Below are 19,018 nucleotides of genomic sequence, written 5' to 3'. Positions count from 1 at the left end.
CATCAATCATAAGTAACCTTTAAAACATCGATAGACGGGTTACCAAACGCAACGTAGTCAGCCGTCTGTCACACGCTGCATCCACTATCTTGATAGGAGCGGAACATGTCGTTTAACGAGGTGAGCGTCGTGCTGGTCCACGGTGCATGGGCGGACGGATCGAGCTGGAGCAAGGTGATCGAGCGTCTCGGCGAACAAGGTATTCATAGCGTCGCGGCGTCGCTGCCGCTCACTTCGTTGAGCGACGACGTGGCTGCGCTCGACCGCGTACTCGAACGGATCGACGCTCCCGTGGTGTTGGCCGGCCATGCGTATGCAGGCGGCGTGATCGGCGCGACCCGCGCGGCGAACGTCGCGGCCCTGGTGTACGTCGCCGCACTCGCGCCCGACGAAGGCGAAACCGTGGGCGAGGTGTTTCATCGTGGCGAATCGCATCCGCAGGCACCGCAGCTTGCGCCGGACGCTCACGGGTTGATCTGGCTGCCGCACGAAGCCTTCGGACAGGCGTTTGCCCAGAACGCGACCGCGCAGGAGGTAGCCGTGCTGGCAGCGGTGCAACGTCCCATTGCGGTGGCGTGCATCGGCGAAGCGGTTGGACGCCCGTTGTGGAAAGACCGTCCGAGCTGGTTCCTGATCGCGGAGCAAGACCGCATGATCAACCCCGCTACGCAGCATTTCATGGCAGACCGTATGAATGCTCAGGTGCGCTCGCACCCGGTCGATCACACGCCGAGTGTCACCGCACCTGACGTGGTGACCGAGGTTATCGTCGAAGCGGTCCGGTCGGTTTCTGCCCGTGGGTCAGCCGGCATCACAGATCGTTAAGGCTTACTGATTTTTTGCGCGGTTTTTCCGCGCGATGTTCCGCGAACGGCGTGCGACCCGCGATGGCGAAACTCGCCAAGACGCCTTTCATCACCCGCCTGGCCCCTTCCCCTGTGGAGAAAGATCATGACTGCAACGACTTATCGCCATGCCGATGTCGACGGCTTCAAGGTGTTCTATCGTGAAGCCGGCCGCGCCGGCGCCCCGAAGCTGCTGCTTCTGCATGGCTTCCCGAGTTCTAGCCATATGTTCCGGGACCTGATCCCGCAGCTCGCGGACCGCTTTCATATCATTGCGCCGGATCTGCCCGGCTTTGGGCAGTCCGACATGCCGAGCCGCGACAGTTTTGCGTATACGTTCGACAATATTGCCAAGGTCATCGAGCGTTTCACCGAAGTGGTGGGCTTCGATCGCTTTGCAGTCTATGTATTCGACTACGGCGCGCCAACCGGATTCCGGCTGGCAGTCAGACACCCCGAACGCATCACCGCCATCATTTCGCAGAACGGCAACGCGTATGAAGAAGGTTTGAGCGACGGCTGGAATCCGATCCGCGCTTATTGGCAGGACGCTTCGCCGGCGAACCGGCAAGCGCTGCGGGCGATGCTCACGCATGAAACGACCGTGTGGCAATACACGCACGGCGTCGCCGATCCGGCCTCGGTTTCGCCGGACGGCTACTCGCTCGACGACTTCTATCTGAGCCGGCCCGGCGCGGATGAGGTACAGCTCGACCTGTTCCGCGACTATCGAAACAACGTCGCGCTGTACCCCGAGTTCCAGCAGTATTTCCGTACCCATCAGCCGCCTTTGCTCGCCGTATGGGGGAAAAACGATCCGTTCTTCTTGCCTCCCGGCGCCGAGGCATTCAAGCGCGACATTCCGGGCGCCGTGGTGCGTTTCTTCGACACCGGCCACTTCGCGCTGGAGACACACGCGACGGAAATTGCCGCTGCCATTTCGGCATTCCTCGATCGCTGAGACGTTCACTGATGCATCCGCAGGTCAGCGGCGTCGCCGCTGACAGAACCGCGGTTTCGTTCACTCAATCAGGAGAACCAAGATGTCCGGCAAAGTTGCAATTGTCACGGGTGCAAGCCAGGGAATCGGCCGCGCGACCGCTATCCGGCTGGCACGGGATTTCGGCGCCGTCGTGCTGGTTGCGCGCAACCGCGCCAACCTAGAAGAGACCGCCATCGAGGTGAAGAAAGCAGGCGCCGAGTTTCTGGTTCTCGACCTCGATCTGTCGGAGCCCGAGGCCGCGCAGCAGGTCGTCGATCAGACGTTGGCAAGATTCGGGCAGATCGACGCCGTGCTGAATATCGCGGGCGCGGTGGCGCAGATCGACGTGCTCGAGATGACGGACGAACAATGGGACCGCGGCCTCGCACTCAAGCTGCACGGCGCGCGTCGGCTGACTATCGCGGCATGGCCGGCGTTGAAGGCGAGTTCGGGATCGGTCGTGCTGATGTCGGGCAATTCGGCGCTGTTTCCCAAAGCGCCCTACGCAGCCGTGGGCACGATCAACGCGGCGATCGTCGCGCTCGCCAAAGCGTTCTCGGATCGCGGCATCGGCGATGGCGTACAGGTCAACAGCGTGCTGCCGGGAGCCGTGATGACCGGCCGCCGACGCTCATACCTGGAACATTGGGCACCGCTGCACAACATGAGCGTCGAAGAGGCGACCGCGAGGTTTCCGGCTGAAGCGGGGATTACGCGTTACGGCACGCCGGAAGAGATTGCCGACCTGATGGCGTTCATCGTGTCGCCCGCGGCGCGCTGGATGACAGGTTCGACCCTGCGCATGGACGGCGGAGAAGTGAAGTCGATCTGAGCGGGAGACCGCGCTGTCTGTCAGACGGACGGCGCGGTCAGACGGTACACGTCACGTCACGTCACGTCATCGCCGATGCGTACCGCTCACACCGGCGACGCCTGCCCGCTCATGCGTGTCGGCCGCAGGGTGCTGCGCGAGACTGCGGCAGTCGTATTGCCGCGCGCCCTTGACGCTTCTTCATCGCGATCGTCGAAGTCCAGCTCCGCGACCTGCGCGTCGGCTACCGGTCGTTTCGCTTGCGCGACGCGCGGTGCGGCGTCCTGCACACTGGCCGGTTCGCCCGGCAGGTTGCTCGACATCCGGCTGAAATGCTCAACCAGATGGTCGATGAAGGTCCGCACCTTGGCCGGCAGATGATGGCGGCTCGGATAAGCAATCGTCACCTCGACCTGCGGCAAGCGATAAGCGCCCAGCAAACGTACCAACCGGCCGCGCTCGAGGTCGCGGCCAATCAGGTAACTCGGAAGAATGGCGATGCCCATGCCGAGCAGCGCAAACTGCCGCAGCATTTCCGTATTGTTGGCCACGATCGCATTGGTTGGCCGCACCCGCACTTCGCCGCTGCCGTCGCTATGCGTGAACACGCGTTCATCGCCGCCGTATTCGGACGGCAGCGACAGGCTCGGATGATCCTGCAACTGCTCAGGACGGCTCGGCGCGCCGTGTTTCTGCAAATACGCGGGCGTCGCGCACACGGTCATGTGGCCCGTAGTCAGGCGCCGCGTGACGATACTCGCACTACGCATCTGCCGCGCGATCAGCACGCCGACGTCGAACCCTTCTTCGACCAGATCGACATGGCGGTCCACCAGCGTGACATCGGGAATGACGTTTGGATAGCGCTCGGCATAGGACTGCAGCACCGGCGCGAAATTATGCAGGCCGAACACCACCGGCGCGACGATCCGCAAGGTGCCGACCGGCTCGTGATTACGCGCGACCACCATCTGCTCGACGCCTTCCAGATCGTCGAGGATGGGACGCACGCGTTCGAGATAGACCCGGCCCGACTCGGTCAGCGACTGGCTGCGGGTGGTGCGGTTGAGCAGCCGCGTGCCGAGACGCTCTTCGAGGTCGGCCACATGGCGGGTCACGACAGCGGTAGAGATACCCATGGTGCTGGCAGTCCGGGCAAAGCTCCCGAGTTCGGCCACTTTGACGAAAACTCGCATCGACTGCAGATGATTCATGAGGCCACTCCTGCCGCTATTCAAGCCAAGCCAACGAACACCGACGCGGCGCGAAAGCGGAGCGTCGGCGACTACGCAAGCCGATGACTACAAGCGGATGACATCGCACCTCGACGACGGACTGTGTGCGTGTGAACCACGCCGCCAGTCGCTCGCAATAAGGCTTGCCCAACGGCTTTGATTGTATCGATCGCTCATGGCCCAACCCTGACCTGAAGATGGCAAAACGGTCAGGTTGGCACTGCGAGGACGATTGGATGACGTTGGACGCCGTTCAGCGTGCGAAGCGGGCAGGACGCACCATGTTTGGGCAACTGGAAACCGCCTGCCGGACGCACGCGCTTCGCGGCCAATCCGCCCAATCCGGATAATCAACTAGGTAAAAACCCTAAGTTTCGGTATCATGGCGGGCGAAAGGAAGATATCGCCATGCCACATCGTTTTCAGGTTTTCGAAAAAATCGCATTTTCGCTGGTCGTGTTGTCCGCACTCGCCTGCTCGGCCTTCATCGCCTACGAAACCAGCCCGAGCGTCCGCGAGACGCTGTATGCGGGCAAGAGCGCCCTGCAATGGAGCAGCCAGTATTCGTTCGCCTGCTCGGCGCCCGTGGCCGACGCCTGCGCGAATCTGCCGGTCGACTGAGCCTTGGCGCCCCATGAGCGCCCCCTTAGCGCCCCACGTCGCGCCCAAACACCACACGCGCGAAAAATCCCGCCAGCACCGCCTCAGCGGTATCGCTGGAGACGTTTTGCGGATCGATGGTGTGCAGGAACTGCACGCCTTCGCACAGTCCCATCAAGCCCATCGCCAGTGTGTCCGCTGGTAGCAGCAGCGGCGTGCCGGCGCGCGCCGAAAACGCGCGGATATATTCGCTCATCTGTTCCAGCTTCTCGTGCAGGAACGCGTTGAATTTCACCCGGAAGCGCCCGTCGCGCGCGGCCAGCAGCTTCGCCTCCATCCATAGCAGGAAGCATTTGTCGTCACGCGGCAGATTGCTGTAATACGCCAGCACCTGCGCCTCCATCGATTCGCGCGTGGCCCCTTCCTCGAAGATGCTTTCCAGCGCGGCCTGCATCTCCTCATGGTCGCGCCTGAGCAATTCCAGGAACAATTCCGGTTTGCTGCGGAAGTTCGAATAGAACGCGCCGCGCGTATAACCCGCCGCCGCCGCGATGTCTTCGACACTCGCGGCAACGAACCCTTTCTTCATAAAGATGGCTTGCGCGGCATCGAGCAGCCGCAGGCGCGTCTGATCTTTGCTCTGTTCGCGTGTGAGTCGTTGGCGTTTCATGCTGGAGAGTTTAGCACCGGAAAGATTTCAGATACGGCTATACACTCAGATACAGGTGTGTATTAGAATGCAAGTCATCATTTGAAGCAATGGTGTCTTGCACGCACCGTTTCAGACGTGCTCTCCTGGTGAGCCGCTGTGGCTTGCCGTGTTCGTTCGCTGTCTCCTGATTGGGGTAATTGTGAATCGTCCCGGTTGTAGCGCATTGCCTGTGATGCGCGCGCACACTCATCCGCATTCCCGTTCCACCCCCGCTCGCAGCCTCGGCTACGCGCTCATGCTGGCCGGGCTCGTCATGCTGGGCGCCTGTCACCAGGAACAGGCCGCTGCGCCCGCGCCGCGCCCGGTGGTGGTGGCCGCCGCCCATGCCGACGGCAGCCCACTCGCGGCGTCGTTGCCCGGCGAAGTGCAGGCACGTTACTCGACACCGCTGTCGTTCCGGATCGCCGGCAAGATCGTCGAGCGGCATGTGCGCCTCGGCGACACCGTGAAGCTCGGCGAAGTCGTGGCCCGCCTCGACCCCGCTGACGCGCAAAAGAGCGCCGCCAGCGCCCTGGCGCAACTCGACGCCGCGCAGCATGGCCTGGTGTTTGCGAAGCAGCAACTCGATCGCGACCAGGCGCAGGCGCGCGAAAACCTGATTTCGGCCGCGCAACTCGAACAGACCACCAACGCCTATGCCTCCGCGCTGGCCCAGCGCGATCAGGCGGCCCAGCAAGCCGCGCTGCAGAAAAACCAGTTGCAGTACACCGACCTGCTCGCGGATCACGCTGGCGTGATTACGGCCGAAAACGCGCAGACCGGGCAAAACGTCTCGTCGGGACAAGCCGTCTATAACCTCGCGTGGAGCGGCGATATCGATGTCGTCGTCGATGTGCCCGAAAGCACGCTCGGCGCGCTCGCCGTCGGCCAGACCGCGAAGGTCACGCTGGCGGCGCTGCCGGGGCGCAGCTTCAACGCCCGCGTGCGCGAACTCTCGCCGGCGGCCGATCCGCAAAGCCGCACCTATCGCGCGAACCTCACGCTGCTCGAACCCAGCGCGGACGTGCGGCTCGGCATGACGGCCGACGTCGCGCTCAACGCCGGCCACACCGCGGCACAACCCGCCGCCTCGTTCACGCTGCCCGCCACCGCGCTGTTTCACGACGGCACCGACGTCGCGGTCTGGGTCGTGCATAACGGCAACAACGTGCTGGAGCTACGCCATGTGCAGGTCACGCGCTATGACGAACGCACCGTCGCCATCTCCGGTGGCCTGAAAGACGGCGAACGCGTCGTGCTGCAGGGCGTGCATACGGTGACGGCCGGCGAGACCGTTCACCCGATCGCCCCGCTGCATCCCGAGGACTTCGCTTCATGAGCACACCGCATGAATACGAAGAGGGACGCTTCAACCTGTCCGCGTGGGCGCTGCGTCATCAGGCGCTGGTGGTATTTCTGATCGCGCTCGCCACCGCCTTCGGAATCCTCGCTTATACGAAACTCGCGCAGTCGGAAGACCCGCCGTTCACGTTCCGCGTGATGGTGATCCGCACCTTCTGGCCCGGCGCCACCGCGCGCCAGGTGCAGGAAGAGGTGACCGACCGCATCGGCCGCAAGCTGCAGGAAACGCCGTATATCGACTTCGCGCGCAGCTATTCGCGCCCCGGCGAATCGCTGATGTTCTTCTCGATGAAGGATTCCGCGCCCGTCAAGGAAGTGCCGCAGACCTGGTACCAGGTGCGCAAGAAGGTCGGCGATATCGCCGCCACGCTGCCGCAGGGCATCCAGGGTCCGTTCTTCAATGACGAATTCGGCGATGTCTACACCAACATCTATACGCTCGAAGGTGACGGCTTTTCCGCCGCACAACTGCACGACTATGCGGACGAATTGCGCACAGTGCTGTTGCGTGTGCCGGGTGTGGCCAAGGTCGATTACTTCGGCGATCCTGACCAGCATATCTACATCGAGATCGCCAACACGCAACTCACGCGTCTGAACGTCTCGCCGCAGCAGATTGCGCAGGCGATCAATTCGCAGAACAGCGTGTCGCCGGCCGGCACCTTGACCACCTTCGACGACCGCGTGTTCGTGCGCCCGACCGGCCAGTTCAAAGACGTCAACGCGCTCGCCGACACGCTGATCCGCATCAACAACCGCTCGTTTCGCCTCGGCGATATTGCCACCATCAAACGCGGCTATGACGATCCGGTATCGACGCAGATGCGTTATGGCGGCAAGGCCGTGCTCGGCATCGGCGTGACGATGCAGCCGGGCGGCGACGTGATCCAGCTCGGGAAGGCGCTCGACAAGGAGTCTACGACCCTGCGCGCCTATCTTCCCGCTGGTCTCAAACTCGTCGAAGTGTCGAGCATGCCGCATGCGGTCGCGAAGTCGGTGGACGACTTTCTGGAGGCGGTGGCCGAGGCGATTGCGATCGTGCTGGTGGTGAGTCTCGTCTCACTGGGCGTGCGCACCGGCATGGTCGTCGTCATCTCCATTCCGATCGTGCTCGCGGTGACCGCGCTGTGCATGTATCTGTTCGATATCGGCTTGCACAAGGTGTCGCTCGGCACGCTCGTGCTCGCGCTCGGGCTGCTGGTGGACGATGCGATCATCGCGGTCGAGATGATGTCGGTGAAGCTCGAACAGGGCTGGAACCGGACCCGCGCCGCCGCGTTCGCGTACACCAGCACCGCCTTTCCAATGCTGACCGGCACGCTCGTCACGGTCTCGGGCTTTCTGCCAATCGCGCTCGCGAAGTCCAGCACCGGCGAATACACGCGCTCTATTTTCGAGGTCTCGGCGATAGCGCTGATCGCGTCGTGGCTCGCCGCCGTGGTGCTGATTCCGTTGCTGGGCTATCACCTGTTGCCGGAGCGCCAGCGCCAGCAACACGAAGCACACGACTACGAACACGACATCTACGACACGCGTTTCTACAAGCGGCTGCGTGGCTGGATTACCTGGTGTATCGAACGGCGCTTCGTGGTGCTGATCATCACGGTCGCGCTGTTCGTGGTTTCGCTGCTGGGCTTCACGCTGGTGCCGCAGCAGTTCTTCCCGAGTTCGGACCGGCCCGAATTGCTGGTCGACGTCCGGCTGCCTGAAGGCGCATCGTTCGAGGCAACCTTGCGCCAGGCAGAGCGGCTCGAAAAGGCGCTGGTGGGCCGCCCGGAAATCGATCACACGGTGGACTTCGTGGGCCAGGGCGCGCCGCGCTTCTATCTGCCGCTCGACCAGCAACTGCAACAGCCGAATTTCGCGCAGTTCGTCATCACGGCGAAATCGGTCAAGGACCGCGAGAAGCTCGCGCAATGGCTCGAACCGGAATTGCGCAACCAGTTCCCGGCTATCCGCACACGCCTGTCACGGCTCGAAAATGGGCCGCCGGTGGGCTATCCGGTGCAGTTCCGCGTCAGTGGCGACGACATCGCCACCGTACGCTCGATCGCCGAACGCGTCGCCGCGACGATGCGCGCGGATCAGCGCACCACCAACGTCCAGTTCGACTGGGACGAGCCCGCCGAGCGCTCGGTGCGCTTCGAGATCGATCAGAAAAAGGCGCGCGAGCTGGGCGTGAGTTCAGACGACGTGTCGAGCTTCCTTGCCATGACGCTGTCCGGTTATACGGTCACGCAATACCGCGAACGCGACAAGCTGATCAGCGTGGACCTGCGCGCACCGAAGACCGAACGCGTCGATCCCGCGCAACTCGTCACGCTGGCCATGCCCACGCCGAATGGTCCGGTGCCGCTCGGCACGCTCGGTCATATCCGCTACGACCTCGAATATGGCGTGATCTGGGAACGCGACCGGCAACCGACCATCACGGTGCAATCGGACGTCACCGGCAACGCGCAAGGCATCGACGTGACACATAGCGTCGACCATGCGCTGGCCCAGATCCGTGCGACGTTGCCGGTCGGTTACCGCATCGAAGTGGGCGGCTCGGTGGAAGAAAGCGGCAAGGGGCAAACCTCGATCAATGCGCAGATGCCGATCATGGTCATCGCCGTGCTGGTGCTTCTGATGGTGCAGTTGCAGAGTTTCGCGCGCGTGCTGATGGTGGTGCTGACCGCCCCGCTCGGCCTGATCGGCGTGGTCGCCACGCTGCTGCTGTTCGGCCAGCCATTCGGCTTCGTGGCGATGCTCGGCGTGATTGCCATGTTCGGCATCATCATGCGCAACTCGGTGATTCTGGTCGATCAGATCGAGCAGGACATCGCCGCCGGACACCAACGCTTCGATGCCATCGTCGGCGCCACGGTCCGGCGTTTCCGGCCGATTACGCTGACCGCGGCGGCGGCCGTGCTGGCGCTGATTCCGCTGTTGCGCTCGAACTTCTTCGGACCGATGGCCACCGCGCTGATGGGCGGCATCACCAGCGCCACGGTGCTCACGCTGTTCTATCTGCCCGCGCTTTACGCGGCCTGGTTCCGGGTGCGCGGCGACGAACGCGAACCGCCGGCTGCCGCGACACAAGCATCGCATTCGGGAAACTGATCATGGCGACTTCTTTCTGCAATCCTGCCGGGCCGTTCCGCGCCCTCGTGATGAGCGGCGGCATCCTCGCGCTCGCGGCCTGCTCGTTCGGCCCGAACGGCGACGCGCCCGCGATGCCGCAACCGGCGCATTACGGCAGCGCGCCACAGGTGAGTGAAACCGTCGCCGCGCAAGGCGTCACGCAGCAGTTCGTAGTGGGCGCGAGGCCCGTGCCCACGTGGTGGCGTCTCTACCAGTCCGACGACCTGAACGCGCTGGTCGACGAAGGTCTACGCAACAGCCCGACGCTGGCGGCCACGGACAAGAGCCTGACGGCTGCGCGCGAACAATTGCGCGGCCAGATCGGCGCGTCGATGCTGCCCACCATCGATGCCGTGGCGCAAGGCGCCCGGCAACGCGCGTTGGCGGTTCCCGAGCTAGGACCGAATACGTTCCTGTACAACACCTTCGTTGGTCAGTTGCAGGCGCATTACACGATCGACCTGTTCGGCGCCTCGCGGCTCGCCAATGCCGCGCTCGCGTCGCGCGTGAACGTGCAGGTCTACCAGCTGGAATCGGCGCGGCGCGCGCTGGCGGCCAATATCGTCAGCGCGACAATTACCGCCGCCGCGCTGCATGCGCAGATCGACACCACCGAGCGGCTCGTCTCGCTCGCCAATGACGACGCGCGCGACGCGGCGCGGCGCTACGCCCTCGGTGCGATTTCGCATGCGGACATGTTGAACGCGCAACAGAGTGCGGCGACGCTCTCGGCCTCGTTGCCGGGCCTGCAGCAACAGTGGACCACGACGCGGCATGCGCTCGCGGTGCTGATCGGCCGCACGCCCGATGCCGCACCGCCCGATCTCGATCTGACGCAGTTGCATGTGCCGGAGCAGGTGCCGGTGGTGGTGCCGTCGGAGTTGCTGCGCGCGCGCCCGGATGTACAGGCTGCCGACGCCGCGCTCAAGGCGGCCGCAGCGGATGTGGGCGTCGCCACGGCACAGATGTATCCGAACCTCTCGCTGACGGCCTCGATGGGGCAAGGCGGTTTTAGCTGGCCGGCGGCGCTGTCCGGCGCCGGCGCGATCTGGGCCGTGGCGGGCACGCTGTCGCAGCCGATCTTCCACGGCGGCGCGCTGCTCGCGCAACGGCGCGCGGCGCTGGCGACGTACGACGCCACCACCGAGCAGTACAAGCAAACGGTGCTGGCCGCGTTCCAGAACGTCGCCGATACACTGGCCGCGCTCGAACACGACGCGCAGGCGCTCGATGCCGCCAACGTGGCCGCCCGTGCAGCACAGGGCATCGCCGATGAGACCGCCGCCCGCTACCGGCTGGGAGCGGTGCCGGTCACTGCGGCGCGTTCGAGCGAGCAGCAGTTCCGCAATGCCAGGCTCGACGAGATCCGCTATACGGGCGCGCGGCTGACCGATACAGCGGCGCTGTTTCAGGCGATGGGGACGCCGCCTGTCGAGGCGGCGGCAACGGATACAGCGACCGGTTCGAAGCCGCTCAATACACCGCCGGCTCCCCCACCGGCCGGTGCTTGAAGCGCTTGTGCACCCAATAGTATTGCGCCGGAATCCGCCGGACCTGCGACTCGAGAAATTCGGTGATCCGGCGCGCATCGACCGTTGTATCGTCCGACGGGAAATTGCTTAGTTCTTCGAAGATAGTCAGCTTGTAGCCGCGGTAATCCGGCAGGACCTCCGTGACGAACGGAACGACCCGCGCATTGCCCGCTTTGGCAAGACGCGATACGGAAGTGAGCGTGCAGGCCGGCACGCCGAAGAACGGCACGAACACCGAGTCACGCAAACCAAAGTCCATGTCCGCGGCCAGCATTACCGGCTTGCCGTCGCGCAGCACGCGCAACGCGCGCCGCACACTGTCGCTGCGCGGAATCATCTCGGTGCCGAAACGGCCGCGCTGGCGCCTGGCCATTTCATCGAACACCACGTTCGACATCGGTGTGTACAACGAAGCGACCGGATGACGTGTCGAGTACATCATGCAACCGGCCTCGATCCCGACGAAGTGAAAGCCGACGAAAATCGTCGGCCGCGCATGGGCTTCAGCCAGGTCGATGGCGCTTTCCACTTCCACCAGCCGCGAAATGGCCTGCGCATTGCCGAACCACTGCGGCCCGCGTTCGACGTAGCTGCGGATCACGTGGCAAAAATGCGCGCGCGCGAGGCGCTCGCGATCGCCCTCGCTCATGTCGGGGAAGCAGAGTTTCAGATTGGTGTGGACGACGCGGCGGCGCGTGCTCGGAATGCGGTACAGCAGCGCGCCGATTCCGGTGCCAAGGCGCGCGAGCACGCCGTAAGGCAGGAACGCGAACGCGCGCAACAGTCCTGTCATCAGGACGATGAGAATTCGGCTTTTCACGAAAGGATCCCGGTTGAGAGCGATGTTGCAAACACTTCGTTTTGGGCAAGCAGGACGCGCCGCGAAGTGGCATGCGCGCGCGTCAAAACCGGGTAGCGCGCGGCGCTTTGGTGGAACAGCGGGTGATCTCGCGGGTCAGCGAGCCTGGAGATTACGTATGAGGATTAGATAGTAGCCCGAATTGCCCCTGTCCGGCGCACTATCAGGTAGAAGTTACATTACAACGTATTGGTTCGACGCCGGGCCGGTGGGCGACTGACGTCGCGCCACCCTGTTCATTCGCGCGGCCGCCACGGCTGGCGGCGCATCGTGCCGCGAAACATGACGTGTCGCGGGTTCATATTGAGCCCCGACACGCCCGCCGCGTCAGTGTTTGCTGAACATGTCCATGATCTGCTGCTTCTCGCCCGACGAGACGTCCGGCGGCGTCATGCCCGCTGGACCCACGCCGCCCACGGCATCGCTGGCACCGGCCAGCGGATTGGCCGAATCGAGGCCGATGCTGGCGACGAAACCGTTGCCCGGCGTCATATCCGAATAGAACAGTTCGCCGTCGACGCTCGCCACCGTATCGGGCATGGCCGGCTCGGCTTGCGGCACGCCGCGCAGCGCCTTGCCCATGTAGTCCACCCAGATCGGCAACGCGAGTTGCGCGCCGAATTCGCGGCTGCCCAGGCTCTTCGGCTGGTCGTAGCCCATCCAGGCCACCGCCACCAGCGACTGCTGATAACCGGCGAACCAGCCGTCCTTGGCGTCGTTGGTCGTGCCGGTCTTGCCCTGCAGGTCCGAACGCTTCAGTACGTTGGTGCCCGCGCCCGTCCCCGCCGTCGCCACCGAGTGCAGCAGGCTGTTCATGATGTAGGCGTTACGCGCTTCGATCGTACGCGGCGCGTCGCGGCCCGCCGTCAACGGCTGCGCCTTCGAAATCGGCTCGCCGCGCGCATCGGTCACCTCGGCGATCAGGTACGGGTTGATCCGGTAGCCGCCGTTGGCAAACACCGAGTACGCCCCCGCCGACTGCAGCGGCGTGACGAGCCCCGCGCCGAGCGCCATCGGCAGATAGGGCGGCGTCTTGTCGGCGTCGAAACCGAAACGCTGCGTCACGAAGTCCTGCGCGTACTTCGTGCCGATGAACGACAGAATGCGAATCGACACCAGGTTCTTCGATTTCTCCAGCGCCACACGCATCGTCATCGGACCGTCCGGCTGGTCGTCGTCCTTCGGCTCCCACGGGTCGCCGCCAGGCGTGCTCGGCGGGAAATACAGCGGCGCGTCGTTGATGATCGTCGCGGGTGCCAGGCCCTTGTCGAGCGAGGCCGAATAGATAAACGGCTTGAAACTCGAGCCCGGTTGACGCCATGCCTGGGTCACGTGGTTGAACTTGTTCTTGTTGAAATCGAAACCGCCGATCAGCGCGCGAATCGCCCCGTCCTGCGGCGTCAGCGACACCAGCGCGCCTTCCACCTGCGGCAATTGGGTGATCTGCCAGTTGCCCTTGTCGTCCGCGACGAGGCGAATAATCGAACCCGGCTTGATACGCTGCGCCGCGGCGGCGCGCGCGCTCAGCGCGGCGGTCACGAAGCGCAGGCCGTCGCCGTTGATGGTCGCTTCGGTGCCGTCGAGAAACTGCGCCTTCACTTCCTTCGGGTTGGCCGACGTCACCACGGCCGCGACGATCTCGCCGTTGTCCGGGTGATCGGTCAGGGCATCGTCGATGTCCTGATCGCGATCGTCGCCGGGCGACGGCAAATCGACATAGCCTTCCGGCCCGCGATATCCGTGACGGCGCTCGTAATCCATCACGCCTTTACGTACCGCGTGGTACGCGGCGTCCTGGTCCGCCGAGTCGATCGTAGTAATCACGTTCAGACCGCGCGTGTAGGTCTCGTCCTTGTACTGCGCGTACATCATCTGACGGACCATTTCCGCCACATACTCGGCGTGGACGCTGTATTCGTTGCCCGGGTTCTTGGTGCGGATCTCTTCCTTGACCGCCGTGTCGTACTGGTCCTGCGTGATGTAGTTCAGTTCGAGCATGCGCTTCAGGATGTATTCCTGACGGATCTTGGCGCGCTTCGGATTGACCACCGGGTTATACGCGGACGGCGCCTTCGGCAGCCCTGCAAGCATCGCGCATTCGGCGAGCGACAGATCTTTCAGATCCTTGCCGAAATACACGCGCGCGGCGGCCGAAAAACCGTAGGCCCGCTCGCCCAGATAAATCTGGTTCATGTATAGCTCGAGGATCTGGTCCTTCGTCAAGGCGCGCTCGATCTTGTAGGCGAGCAGCATTTCGTAGATCTTGCGCGTGTAGGTCTTCTCGCTGGAGAGGAAGAAGTTACGCGCCACCTGCATGGTGATCGTGCTCGCGCCCTGCGATGCGCCGCCGTGCAGCAGGTCGGCTGAACCGGCGCGCAGGATACCGACGAAGTCGACGCCGCCATGTTCGTAGAAGCGGTAGTCCTCGATGGCGAGCACCGCTTTCTTCATCTGGTCCGGAATGTCCTGGAAGCGCACCAGATTGCGCCGCTCTTCGCCGAATTCGCCTATCAGCACGTGGTCGGCCGTATAGACGCGCAGCGGCACCTTCGGCTGATAGTTGGTCAGCGCGTCGAGCGACGGCAGTTGCGGCCCCATCACGACGAGCGCATAGCCGAGAATCAACGCGCCGACCACTGCGATGGTCGCCAGCAGGCCGACGAAGCTCAGCGCGATACGCGCGCCCAGCGAACGGCGGTGCGGCTCGTCGCGCGAAGCGTCGTTGCGTCCTGAGTTGCGGTGGTAGGGATCCCGGTCTTCACCACCCGGAGAATTTGCGGATTGCGGTCGTTTGATGATTGGCATGACTCGAATAGTTGGCGCTTGACTCCACGCCTTTCTGCGGGCGGCTGATACCACCGCGCGGCCTGACGCCCCCGGCTGGCCCCACGGCGCGCCCGGACAGGGCCCCGCCCAGACGGGTCCCGGCGCAACGTAACAGCGCATTTTAAAGAAATCGAGAGAGGGCCAAGACGATTTTTTTGTAAGAATTCCTTGGCAAGGTTTCGCCCAAACCCGCTACCGCCTTACTACGCGGGCCGTTGCAGGTTATACACAGAAATTGTTCATAGGGCTGTGGACAAGTCCCCTGGAAACAATCCAAGCCATTGATGTCACGGGATTTTCATGTACCGCCCGTTTCGCATCCGGGCAACTCGCCTTATGATGGACTCGTCGCGTGGGGAAAGCGCGGCCGCGCGAAAAATCAGCCGTTCGACGCCAACAAGCACGCGAGCAGACTATGAACAAGCCTAGCGAACGCATCGTCGTATTCGTGACACCCGCGCAGAAGCGCGCGATTGCCGCCAGCGCGGAGCAACTCGGCATCAGCGTCAGCGAGTTGATGCGGCGCGCGGTGCTGAGTTTCGGCGCGACCAGCGAACAGGTCAAGGCGGCTGGCATCGTCGACCGGATGCGCGCGCCGCGCGAACCGGACGCGCTCAACGAGGCGTTGCAGCGGGTCGCGCGCGCCACCGGCAACGCTCATGCTGCCCTGCCCGCCGTGCTGAAGAAGGGCGCGCCCGCCGCCACGGCAGCCGAACCGAACGCGGCACACGAGTCCCTGCTGCCCGCCGATGTCCTCGCGGCGCTGGTGCGCACGCCCGAAGAAGAACAGGCCATGGCGGATGCGCAGGCCGTGGCGCGCGTCGCCGCGGCGAAAGCGGCCGCGACTGCGCCTCAAGCACCGCAGACTCCAACCGCTACGCCGCCGGTCGTCGCACCGGTTACGCCGCTCACGCTGCGTCGGCGCGTGCGCCTCGATCCGACGCCCGACGAAGACGATCCGCGCAACGATCCTGCCGCGGAAGACGGGCGGTTTGCCTGAGCCCTGCGCATCCCGTGCGATGCATTTCGCGTCGCAAGTTTACAAACCTTGAAATATTCCGCTGGCTTAGACCGCGAATCGACGCGAGAAACTCGCAAGAAACGCCGCTTTAAGCCGCTTTTAAGGCAACCCGTGGTGTAATAGCCGCCAGTTGCTGAGCCCGTCTGGCTGGCGCTCGACATGACTTGACACGCAGGCGCAATGCGCTCGCCAAACAATTTGCAATGCCGCTATTGCATTTGGCGCGCGAGCCCCGACTTCCGCACCGGTTGCTCGCGCAATACCGCGCGCAGCAGCGTAAACTAGTTGTCACAAGTGGTTGAACGCGCCAGGCACTCAGCGCCGATTTCATTCTACGGAGGTATTCATGTCGCTATTTGACAGCATCTCGCGCACGCTTAAAGGTCTCCTGAACGACGCTGCCGATTCCGTGCAGGACCCGTCGCGCGATTCGCGCCAGATCGTGCGCGAGCTCGATGAAAGCATTGCGAAGGCGGAGAACTCGCTGATCGAGATCCAGGCGCAGGTCGCCACCCAGCAAAGCAAGCGCGACGTTGCCGCCGACAAGGCAAAGAAGTACGAAGACGGCGCGAAGCGCGCGCTGCAATCAGGCGACGAAGCGCTTGCCCGTGAGGCGCTCGGAGCACAAGCGACGGCGGAAACGGAACGGGATGCGCTCGCCAAGGAACTCGCGTCGCTTGAGCCGTCGGTCGATCAGTTGAAGAGCCAGATCGAAGACATGCGCGGCCGTCGCAACGACCTGAACGCACGCTCGAGCATCCTGCAGGCCAAGCAGCAGATCGCCCAGGCCAAGGACGTCGCGGCCACGGCGCTTGGCGGTATTGGCGGACGCAATCTCTCCGACGATTTCCAGAAGCTCGAAGACAAGGTGGCGCTGTCGAACGCACGCTCGGACGCCCGTCTGAATTCCGCCGACGTCAAAAGCGGCAAGGCGCTCGACGACAAGCTCGCCGATCTGAATCGCGGCCCTTCCGTCGACGACCGCCTGGAAGCGTTGAAGAAGCAGTTGAACACGCCGGCGCAGTAATACGCGGGCAAGCAGTACACCGGAGGTGACGCAGCGCCGGCGCTCCGTGCGGCGCTGCGTGTCACCCTGGAGCTTCGATTGACATGGAGACGGGCGTCAAGCCGTCCGGTCCGACACATGAAAAAATTTCTCGCAGCCATGTTCGCGTCGCTGATGCTGGTGTCAGGTGCGGCCTTCGCCGTGCCGACTGCCCAGCAGATCGAATCCGCCATGGCTCAGGACAACTGGCAACAGGCCGACGCCGGCTTGACCGAAGTGCTGCAGGCGCATCCGAACAACGCGCATGCGCACTATCTCTACGCCCAGGTGCTGGATCGCGAAGGCCGCTCCGGCGACGCCCTCGCACAGATCCAGCAGGCCAAGACGCTCGATCCGCAAATCCGCTTCACCGACCCGACGCGTTTCGCCCAGACCGAAGCGCGCATCCGGCGCGACGCGGAACAAGGTGGCGCCGCAACCGGCCACACCCGCAATCCGTTCGCCCAGCAGAACACCGGTTCGGTACAGCAGCAGTCCGCCATGGTGCCGCAGGCGCCTGAGCGGCACGGTCCGTCCATGGGCATGTGGATCGGCATCATCGTGCTGATCGCTGCGATTGCGCTGGTGCTGCGTTGGACGTTGCGCCGCGCCCGCACGCAGGACGACTCGCGTGCCGACGACGATCGTCGCGTCCAGCTCAAACGTGCCACCGACCTGCTGAACGCCGTGCGTTCGCTCAAGCTCGACGTGAAGCTTTCCACCGCGGTGGGACACGAGGCGCTGGCGAGGGAAGTCGAAGGCACGGAAGACCAGTTGCGCAGCCTCGTTGAAGCACTGTCGAACAGCAAGAATCCCGTGCCGCCGTACCAGCTCGACGAACTCGAGCAGCGTGTCGCGAGCCTCAAGGCTCGCGCCGAAGGCCGCCCCGACCCGTACGCGGCCGCGCCGGCCGGCTCGAGCGACTCCGCCTACGCGCGCGAGGCCGAGCGCTTCGGCAATCCGCCGCAAGCGCCCTATCCTTACCCGCCGCAGCAACCGCCGCAGGTTATCGTGCAGCAAGGCGGCGGCGGTTTCGGCGGCGGCATGGGCGGTCTGTTGACCGGCGTGCTGCTGGGCGAAGCGCTGAATTCGGGCCGTGAACGCGAAGTGATCGTCGAAGACGACGAATCGCGCCGTCGTGGCGGCAACAATGACAATGGCAATAACGGCGGTGGCCTCGATTTCGGCCAGGGTTCGAACGACTGGGACGACGGCAGCGGCGGTGGCGGCGTCGACATGGGCAGCGACGACTCCGGTGGCTGGAGCGATACCTGAGCGAGCGCTCAATGGGCGCTGCGCCGTGAGGCGCAACGCGCCGGTGCGTCGGACGCAGCGATGTGCGAAATACCCCTGAAAACAGGCTCCATTCGTCATGGAGCCTGTTTTTTTATGGGCGATTCAAACCGGATAGGCGCCGCGCGCTGTGCGGCTCATGCGCTCGCGGAAAGCGGCGACTGATGCTCGGCGAGCACCACAGCGCCGGCAAACAGCCGCACGATAAAACGCTCCGCGTAATCGACCAGTGCCTCGCGATGCGCCGCGTTGCCGATGTACTCGTGCGACAGATGAAACAGTTGCAGCACGATCTGCGTGCAGACTTCATCCACCGTCGCCCGGGTCAGTGCCGGCATCAGTTTGAGTTGAACGACGTCGTCGGCCATCTCCGCCGACACCTCGTGCAGGTTCGCCCGCACGGCCTCGCGCAAGGCCGGCGAAGTGCCGTGATACTCGGCGAGCGCGCTCAAAAACGCTTCGCGGTTATCCAGCGCGAAGGCGAAAAACGCCGCACACGCGCGGCGCGGCATGCGCTGCGGTTCATCGTGCGCGGCGAGCCAGCGTTCGCGTCGCAGCATGGGCCGCAGACGTCGACTGACCCACTCGACCGCCTCGCGCGCGAGATCATCGAGCGTGTCGAAATGCCGATAAAACGTGTTGGGATTCAAACCGGCTTCACGCGCCAGTTCACGCAGACCCAGCGTCGCAAAGCTGCGCCCGCCAGCGGTCAAACGCAAGGCCGCTTCAATGAGACGGCGTTTGCCAGGCGCGAGATCAAGATCGGGATCGGAAGTGGATTCCATGGAGT

The 19,018-nt window shown here is 64.0% G+C and carries 14 protein-coding genes and 1 pseudogene; 10 read left to right on the top strand and 5 right to left on the bottom strand.

The annotated features are described in order from the left end of the window. Positions 1-105 precede the first annotated feature (105 nt). From P3T43_RS01965 to P3T43_RS01955, 3 genes are all read left to right on the top strand, one after another. Positions 106-825: an alpha/beta fold hydrolase gene (locus P3T43_RS01965; RefSeq protein ID WP_429279330.1), complete on the top strand. Its 720-nt coding sequence runs from the start codon at positions 106-108 to the stop codon at positions 823-825. 126 nt (positions 826-951) lie between these two features. After that, positions 952-1,806, top strand: coding sequence for an alpha/beta fold hydrolase (locus tag P3T43_RS01960; RefSeq protein ID WP_429279329.1), 855 nt, complete (start codon positions 952-954; stop codon positions 1,804-1,806). An 82-nt stretch (positions 1,807-1,888) separates the two neighbouring features. Further along, complete coding sequence (locus P3T43_RS01955; RefSeq protein ID WP_429279328.1) at positions 1,889-2,659, top strand: SDR family oxidoreductase; 771 nt, start codon at positions 1,889-1,891, stop codon at positions 2,657-2,659. A 218-nt stretch (positions 2,660-2,877) separates the two neighbouring features. On the opposite strand, the pseudogene P3T43_RS01950 reads toward P3T43_RS01955, so the two are convergent. Further along, positions 2,878-3,852, bottom strand: a pseudogene (locus P3T43_RS01950) (LysR family transcriptional regulator); the annotation flags it as partial. 429 nt (positions 3,853-4,281) lie between these two features. Between P3T43_RS01950 and P3T43_RS01945 the strand changes: the two are divergent. Continuing rightward, positions 4,282-4,494, top strand: coding sequence for a hypothetical protein (locus P3T43_RS01945; RefSeq protein ID WP_429279327.1), 213 nt, complete (start codon positions 4,282-4,284; stop codon positions 4,492-4,494). Positions 4,495-4,519: 25 nt separating this feature from the next. On the opposite strand, the gene P3T43_RS01940 is transcribed toward P3T43_RS01945, so the two are convergent. Then, a complete protein-coding gene (locus P3T43_RS01940) occupies positions 4,520-5,143 on the bottom strand; it encodes a TetR/AcrR family transcriptional regulator (protein WP_429279326.1) in 624 nt (207 codons plus the stop codon). Positions 5,144-5,357: 214 nt separating this feature from the next. Between P3T43_RS01940 and P3T43_RS01935 the strand changes: the two genes are divergently transcribed. The 3 genes from P3T43_RS01935 to P3T43_RS01925 are packed head-to-tail and all read left to right on the top strand — an operon-like array spanning position 5,358 to position 11,163. Next, positions 5,358-6,503 carry an efflux RND transporter periplasmic adaptor subunit gene (locus tag P3T43_RS01935; RefSeq protein ID WP_429279325.1) on the top strand — a complete coding sequence of 382 codons (1,146 nt, stop codon included), beginning with the start codon at positions 5,358-5,360 and terminating at the stop codon, positions 6,501-6,503. Further along, positions 6,500-9,631, top strand: coding sequence for an efflux RND transporter permease subunit (locus tag P3T43_RS01930; RefSeq protein WP_429279324.1), 3,132 nt, complete (start codon positions 6,500-6,502; stop codon positions 9,629-9,631). Before P3T43_RS01935 ends, P3T43_RS01930 begins: the two co-directional genes overlap by 4 nt. 50 nt (positions 9,632-9,681) lie before the next feature. Beyond that, complete coding sequence (locus P3T43_RS01925) at positions 9,682-11,163, top strand: efflux transporter outer membrane subunit (RefSeq protein ID WP_429279590.1); 1,482 nt, start codon at positions 9,682-9,684, stop codon at positions 11,161-11,163. On the opposite strand, the gene P3T43_RS01920 is transcribed toward P3T43_RS01925, so the two are convergent. Both P3T43_RS01920 and P3T43_RS01915 read right to left on the bottom strand, forming a co-directional pair. Then, complete coding sequence (locus P3T43_RS01920) at positions 11,126-12,004, bottom strand: lipid A biosynthesis lauroyl acyltransferase (RefSeq protein WP_429279323.1); 879 nt, start codon at positions 12,002-12,004, stop codon at positions 11,126-11,128. The two genes, P3T43_RS01925 and P3T43_RS01920, sit on opposite strands and share 38 nt — an antisense overlap. A 366-nt stretch (positions 12,005-12,370) precedes the next feature. Next, positions 12,371-14,848 carry a penicillin-binding protein 1A gene (locus P3T43_RS01915; RefSeq protein WP_429279322.1) on the bottom strand — a complete coding sequence of 826 codons (2,478 nt, stop codon included), beginning with the start codon at positions 14,846-14,848 and terminating at the stop codon, positions 12,371-12,373. A gap of 436 nt (positions 14,849-15,284) precedes the next feature. On the opposite strand from P3T43_RS01915, the gene P3T43_RS01910 reads away from it, so the two are divergent. The 3 genes from P3T43_RS01910 to P3T43_RS01900 all read left to right on the top strand — a co-directional run bounded on the left by P3T43_RS01910 (position 15,285) and on the right by P3T43_RS01900 (position 18,210). Further along, the gene (locus P3T43_RS01910; RefSeq protein WP_429279321.1) at positions 15,285-15,869 is read left to right on the top strand and encodes a plasmid mobilization protein; all 585 of its coding nucleotides are present in this window, start codon (positions 15,285-15,287) and stop codon (positions 15,867-15,869) included. Between the two features lie 367 nt (positions 15,870-16,236). Next, the gene (locus P3T43_RS01905) at positions 16,237-16,917 is read left to right on the top strand and encodes a PspA/IM30 family protein (RefSeq protein WP_429279320.1); all 681 of its coding nucleotides are present in this window, start codon (positions 16,237-16,239) and stop codon (positions 16,915-16,917) included. A gap of 117 nt (positions 16,918-17,034) precedes the next feature. After that, the gene (locus tag P3T43_RS01900) at positions 17,035-18,210 is read left to right on the top strand and encodes a tetratricopeptide repeat protein (RefSeq protein ID WP_429279319.1); all 1,176 of its coding nucleotides are present in this window, start codon (positions 17,035-17,037) and stop codon (positions 18,208-18,210) included. Between the two features lie 155 nt (positions 18,211-18,365). On the opposite strand, the gene P3T43_RS01895 is transcribed toward P3T43_RS01900, so the two are convergent. Continuing rightward, a complete protein-coding gene (locus P3T43_RS01895) occupies positions 18,366-19,013 on the bottom strand; it encodes a TetR family transcriptional regulator (RefSeq protein WP_429279318.1) in 648 nt (215 codons plus the stop codon). Positions 19,014-19,018: the final 5 nt, after the last annotated feature.

Origin of the sequence: Paraburkholderia sp. GAS41 (genome assembly GCF_050436545.1) — a bacterium.
Taxonomy (GTDB): Bacteria; Pseudomonadota; Gammaproteobacteria; order Burkholderiales; family Burkholderiaceae; genus Paraburkholderia.
Note: the sequence above shows the minus strand (reverse complement) of the source record. Positions and strands in the feature narration are given on the sequence as shown.

What these genes read in the sequence shown, in the direction of transcription:
- P3T43_RS01965 (WP_429279330.1), top strand. Translation starts at nt 106, where the DNA reads ATGTCGTTTAACGAGGTGAGCGTCGTGCTGGTCCACGGTGCATGGGCG.
- P3T43_RS01960 (WP_429279329.1), top strand. Translation starts at nt 952, where the DNA reads ATGACTGCAACGACTTATCGCCATGCCGATGTCGACGGCTTCAAGGTG.
- P3T43_RS01955 (WP_429279328.1), top strand. Translation starts at nt 1,889, where the DNA reads ATGTCCGGCAAAGTTGCAATTGTCACGGGTGCAAGCCAGGGAATCGGC.
- P3T43_RS01945 (WP_429279327.1), top strand. Translation starts at nt 4,282, where the DNA reads ATGCCACATCGTTTTCAGGTTTTCGAAAAAATCGCATTTTCGCTGGTC.
- P3T43_RS01940 (WP_429279326.1), bottom strand. Translation starts at nt 5,143, where the DNA reads ATGAAACGCCAACGACTCACACGCGAACAGAGCAAAGATCAGACGCGC.
- P3T43_RS01935 (WP_429279325.1), top strand. Translation starts at nt 5,358, where the DNA reads ATGCGCGCGCACACTCATCCGCATTCCCGTTCCACCCCCGCTCGCAGC.
- P3T43_RS01930 (WP_429279324.1), top strand. Translation starts at nt 6,500, where the DNA reads ATGAGCACACCGCATGAATACGAAGAGGGACGCTTCAACCTGTCCGCG.
- P3T43_RS01925 (WP_429279590.1), top strand. Translation starts at nt 9,682, where the DNA reads ATGAGCGGCGGCATCCTCGCGCTCGCGGCCTGCTCGTTCGGCCCGAAC.
- P3T43_RS01915 (WP_429279322.1), bottom strand. Translation starts at nt 14,848, where the DNA reads ATGCCAATCATCAAACGACCGCAATCCGCAAATTCTCCGGGTGGTGAA.
- P3T43_RS01910 (WP_429279321.1), top strand. Translation starts at nt 15,285, where the DNA reads ATGAACAAGCCTAGCGAACGCATCGTCGTATTCGTGACACCCGCGCAG.
- P3T43_RS01905 (WP_429279320.1), top strand. Translation starts at nt 16,237, where the DNA reads ATGTCGCTATTTGACAGCATCTCGCGCACGCTTAAAGGTCTCCTGAAC.
- P3T43_RS01900 (WP_429279319.1), top strand. Translation starts at nt 17,035, where the DNA reads ATGAAAAAATTTCTCGCAGCCATGTTCGCGTCGCTGATGCTGGTGTCA.
- P3T43_RS01895 (WP_429279318.1), bottom strand. Translation starts at nt 19,013, where the DNA reads ATGGAATCCACTTCCGATCCCGATCTTGATCTCGCGCCTGGCAAACGC.